This window comes from Shigella sp. SIG3 (genome assembly GCF_053555855.1).
Window position 1 is genome coordinate 1 of sequence record NZ_JBQZXE010000174.1, and the last position, 5,542, is coordinate 5,542.

Genomic DNA, 5,542 nt, shown 5'->3' on the forward strand with positions numbered 1-5,542 from the left:
ATGTCTTCAACCAGTGATGCGGCGGGTAATGCCTCTATCACTCTGACCTTCGAGACTGGGACATCTCCTGATATCGCACAGGTTCAGGTGCAAAATAAACTGCAACTCGCTATGCCTTCATTACCTGAAGCGGTGCAGCAACAGGGGATTAGCGTCGATAAGTCGAGCAGTAATATCCTGATGGTAGCGGCGTTTATTTCTGATAACGGCAGCCTCAACCAGTACGATATCGCGGACTATGTAGCGTCTAATATCAAAGACCCGCTAAGCCGTACCGCGGGCGTTGGTAGCGTACAGCTCTTTGGTTCCGAGTACGCCATGCGTATCTGGCTGGACCCGCAAAAACTCAATAAATATAACCTGGTACCTTCCGATGTTATTTCCCAGATTAAGGTGCAAAACAACCAGATTTCTGGTGGTCAACTGGGTGGCATGCCACAGGTGGCAGACCAGCAACTAAACGCCTCGATCATTGTGCAGACGCGTCTGCAAACGCCGGAAGAATTTGGCAAAATCCTGTTGAAAGTTCAGCAAGATGGTTCGCAAGTGCTGCTGCGTGATGTCGCCCGCGTCGAACTTGGGGCGGAAGATTATTCCACCGTGGCGCGCTATAACGGCAAACCTGCTGCCGGGATCGCCATCAAACTGGCTGCCGGAGCAAACGCCCTGGATACCTCGCGGGCAGTCAAAGAGGAGCTGAACCGCTTATCAGCCTATTTCCCCGCAAGTCTGAAGACGGTTTATCCTTACGACACCACGCCGTTTATCGAAATTTCTATTCAGGAAGTTTTCAAAACACTGGTTGAGGCTATCATCCTCGTCTTCCTAGTCATGTATCTGTTTTTGCAGAATTTCCGTGCCACCATCATCCCGACAATTGCCGTACCGGTGGTTATTCTCGGGACGTTTGCGATCTTGTCGGCGGTCGGTTTCACCATCAACACGTTGACTATGTTCGGGATGGTGCTGGCGATAGGGTTACTGGTGGATGACGCCATCGTGGTGGTGGAGAACGTCGAGCGTGTCATTGCGGAAGATAAGCTACCGCCGAAGGAAGCGACGCATAAATCGATGGGGCAGATCCAACGTGCGCTGGTCGGGATTGCCGTTGTTCTTTCTGCAGTGTTTATGCCGATGGCCTTTATGAGCGGTGCAACCGGGGAGATCTACCGCCAGTTCTCCATCACGCTGATCTCCTCCATGCGGCTTTCAGTATTTGTGGCAATGAGCCTGACCCCTGCCCTGTGCGCCACCATTCTGAAAGCCGCGCCGGAAGGCGGTCACAAACCTAACGCCCTGTTCGCACGCTTCAACACGCTGTTTGAAAAATCAACTCAGCACTATACCGATAGCACCCGCTCGCTGTTGCGTTGTACCGGTCGCTACATGGTGGTCTACCTGCTGATTTGCGCCGGGATGGCGGTGCTGTTCCTGCGTACACCGACCTCTTTCTTACCAGAAGAGGATCAGGGGGTATTTATGACCACCGCGCAGTTACCTTCCGGTGCCACCATGGTTAACACCACGAAAGTACTGCAACAGGTGACGGATTATTATCTTACAAAAGAGAAAGATAATGTTCAGTCGGTGTTTACCGTTGGCAGCTTTGGCTTCAGCGGCCAGGGGCAAAACAACGGCCTGGCGTTTATCAGTCTCAAGCCGTGGTCTGAACGTGTCGGTGAGGAAAACTCGGTTACCGCGATCATTCAGCGGGCAATGATTGCGTTAAGCAGTATCAATAAAGCCGTCGTCTTCCCGTTCAACTTACCCGCGGTGGCTGAACTGGGTACCGCGTCAGGTTTTGATATGGAACTGCTGGACAACGGTAACCTGGGGCACGAAAAACTAACCCAGGCACGAAACGAGCTGTTATCACTGGCAGCGCAATCGCCTGACCAGGTCACCGGGGTACGCCCGAACGGCCTGGAAGATACGCCGATGTTCAAAGTGAACGTCAACGCCGCGAAAGCTGAGGCAATGGGTGTGGCGCTGTCTGATATCAACCAGACAATTTCCACCGCCTTCGGCAGCAGCTACGTGAACGACTTCCTCAACCAGGGGCGGGTGAAAAAAGTGTATGTCCAGGCAGGCACGCCGTTCCGTATGTTGCCGGATAACATCAACCAATGGTATGTACGCAACGCCTCTGGCACGATGGCACCGCTTTCTGCCTACTCGTCTACCGAATGGACCTATGGTTCACCGCGATTGGAACGCTACAACGGCATCCCGTCAATGGAGATTTTAGGTGAAGCGGCGGCCGGGAAAAGTACCGGTGACGCTATGAAATTTATGGCAGACCTGGTCGCTAAACTTCCGGCAGGCGTCGGCTACTCATGGACCGGACTGTCGTATCAGGAAGCGTTATCCTCAAACCAGGCTCCTGCACTGTATGCCATTTCACTGGTCGTGGTGTTCCTCGCCCTCGCCGCACTCTATGAGAGTTGGTCAATTCCGTTCTCGGTGATGTTGGTTGTTCCGTTAGGCGTCGTTGGCGCATTACTGGCCACCGATCTGCGCGGCTTAAGTAATGACGTCTACTTCCAGGTTGGTTTGCTGACCACCATCGGACTTTCCGCCAAGAACGCCATCCTGATTGTCGAATTTGCCGTTGAGATGATGCAGAAAGAAGGGAAAACGCCGATAGAGGCAATCATCGAAGCGGCGCGGATGCGTTTACGCCCAATCCTGATGACCTCTCTGGCCTTTATTCTCGGCGTGCTGCCGCTGGTTATCAGTCATGGTGCCGGTTCTGGCGCGCAAAACGCGGTAGGTACCGGCGTGATGGGCGGGATGTTTGCCGCAACAGTGCTGGCAATTTACTTCGTTCCGGTCTTTTTCGTTGTAGTGGAACATCTCTTTGCCCGCTTTAAAAAAGCGTAACGTGTAAATGAGAGTAAGGTTGAACGTGAAGGTTCAGCCTTACTCTTTCCTGCTAACCATTCACCACTCAACAACCAGCTAACCGTCAGGAATACCAGGCTTAGTACACAGCACTGAAAGTAGAAACCACTCCAGCCATTCGTCATCAATTTGAACAACACAATACTGACCCACATTCCCGTAATCGTATGAATTGTCAGCTTAATAATCCCAAACATGCCGAGTCTTTTCCTCCTGAAAATACCTATACAGCCTGGCAAACTGCGAAAGAGAACTAGCCGGTAGCCCGGCAGAAATCATCAGGGAAGAGTTTCACATGAAGCAGGTGTGAGATCCTGACCAATATTCAAATGCAAAATATGTCAGGAAAAGGTACCTGGCGAATGTTGCGCAAACTGATGTGGCGTTACACCATAATATTGTCGAAATGTGTTTATAAAGTACGACGTACTGCTATAGCCACATTTTTCCGCAATAGTATGCAGAGGAATTTGACGTAACTCGAGTAATCGTCTGGCCATCGACATCCTGGAAGCGAGTAATATTTTACTGAAACAGGTATTTTCATCCTGCAACTTTTTTTTGATGAGACTCTCGCTGGTATACATTCTTTCCGCGATATCGCGCAGATACCAACGTTTGGCGATATCAAAGCTAATAAGGCGTTCAACTTTTCCTGAAACAGTGCTGATGCTATTGAAAAGTAAGGGGATCAGTTCTTTCTTATGAGAAAACATCGATAAACAGGAAAGGTAGAGCATATTGCTCAGTATCGGTGAATTTACCCCGGATTCATTGAAGCTATCAAAAATCGCCGTCACCAGCGGCATGGGGGGTGACTGGTTAATTAACAGACGGTCTTTGCTATGTAACCCTAAATTGCGTGGTAGCTGACGAATATTTTGTAAGTAATGGCAAACTGTCAGCTCATCGATATCCAGTCGTCGCGTATCCGGTGAACAAAACGCAAAATCGTCTGCCAAATTTTTCTCCAGCAGCAGGATACTCTCGTTATGCAGCGATATTTTTTGCTGTTCATGATAAATATCGAATGAACGACGAATGAGGATCACCGAGCAGACATAAGTCATGATTATCCCTTATATTTCATACTGCGATTATTTCAATTTCAGTATACTAATGAAATGATGACAGACTGTTTTTTAGCGCAAAAACTGCCAGATTTGGTAGGACCAAAATTTATCCACAAAGTAGTTTTGCATAACAGTTAATTGATAATAAGTAAATGCAGCACGAATATATTTTCGCACAGCGTATAGCTTATGTTTATAAAAAAATGGCTGATCTTATTTCCAGTAAAAGTTATATTTAACTTACTGAGAGCACAAAGTTTCCCGTGCCAACAGGGAGTGTTATAACGGTTTATTAGTCTGGAGACGGCAGACTATCCTCTTCCCGGTCCCCTATGCCGGGTTTTTTTTATGTCTGAGTAAAACTCTATAATCTTATTCCTTCCGCAGAACGGTTAGTGCCGTAAAAATTCCCTTGCGCAACAATACTTGCCGCCGAGTCACGGTTCGGCAATCCCTGCGCCGATCGCTCCTGATACTCTGTGGGCGTCATCCCATAATAATTTCGAAAGACGTAAATGAAATACGACACGCTGTGATATCCACAGGACACTGCGACTCGCTTAATTGAAAAGCCATGTATAACAATAAGTTGCAAAGCACGTTGCATTCTACACTCAGTAAGCAACTGTGAATATGATGTCTCTTCTTCGCGCAATTTTTTCTTTAACAGGCTTGGACTCATCAACAGCTCGCTGGCGATTCGGGCTAGTGTCCACTCATGGGCGATATTATTATTGATAACCGTACAAACTCGTGTTCGCATGTTCGGTTGCAAAACGTTCAAAAGCAGCGGTATAAAGTGCTCATCCTCAAGAAAAACAGATAACAACGCAAAGATTAATGCTCTTTTACGTAGCATTTCTGCATAGCGAAGATTCTTATTCTGCGATAGTTGCGCAACTTCCTGAAAAACAGGAATATCTCTGCTACAGTGATGAACGAGTAATGAAGAAATTTTTTTATGTGCATGAAGATTTAATGCCTCCTCCTTGAGCATCGGCAGAAATAATGAAAGCGTATCCCTTGATACTAATACAAAATTTTCAACACACTTATCTACTCGAATTTGGCTTGCATCCGCAAAAACCAGGTCACCGCCATTAAAATAGCGATATTCACCATTAACCATGGTGAGAATATATTTATGTCTTGCGTACGCAATTAGACAATTCCCATGTAATGATTGCATAGTTGACTTAATATTACATAAACATATTACTGTTAATTAATGTAGCACGCCGCCCTCTTAAGTCAAATTGATTGATAAATAAATTTAAACGAAGCGGGAGAACAGGATGATAATGTGTGATGTTCTACGGGCAGGATGACTGGATTTATAATACAAAAACGTGTTTAAGAACGCAGTGAAATTAATAGCAAGCAAATAATCCCTTTTCGTGATATTAAAGGTAATCGCTACATTTAATAAACATTCATATAACATATATCTTATCAACACGATGAATAGACAGCCAATATATTATTGCGATTAATAAGCAACCGAATGCCCAGCTGTTTTTTTAAAGGCTGGGCATTCGGTTTTTACAACGTTATGTTATCAGGTG

3 protein-coding genes are annotated in these 5,542 nt (G+C 46.8%); 1 reads left to right on the plus strand and 2 read right to left on the minus strand.

The annotated features are described in order from the left end of the window. Positions 1-2,883: multidrug efflux pump RND permease MdtF (mdtF, locus tag ACUU1I_RS19360; RefSeq protein WP_005072098.1), on the plus strand; the 2,883-nt coding region annotated here is incomplete at its 5' end. Positions 2,884-3,245: 362 nt separating this feature from the next. On the opposite strand, the gene gadW is transcribed toward mdtF, so the two are convergent. Then, positions 3,246-3,974 carry an acid resistance transcriptional activator GadW gene (gadW, locus tag ACUU1I_RS19365; RefSeq protein WP_000222802.1) on the minus strand — a complete coding sequence of 243 codons (729 nt, stop codon included), beginning with the start codon at positions 3,972-3,974 and terminating at the stop codon, positions 3,246-3,248. 367 nt (positions 3,975-4,341) lie between these two features. Continuing rightward, positions 4,342-5,166: an acid resistance transcriptional activator GadX gene (gadX, locus tag ACUU1I_RS19370; protein ID WP_001191070.1), complete on the minus strand. Its 825-nt coding sequence runs from the start codon at positions 5,164-5,166 to the stop codon at positions 4,342-4,344. Positions 5,167-5,542: the final 376 nt, after the last annotated feature.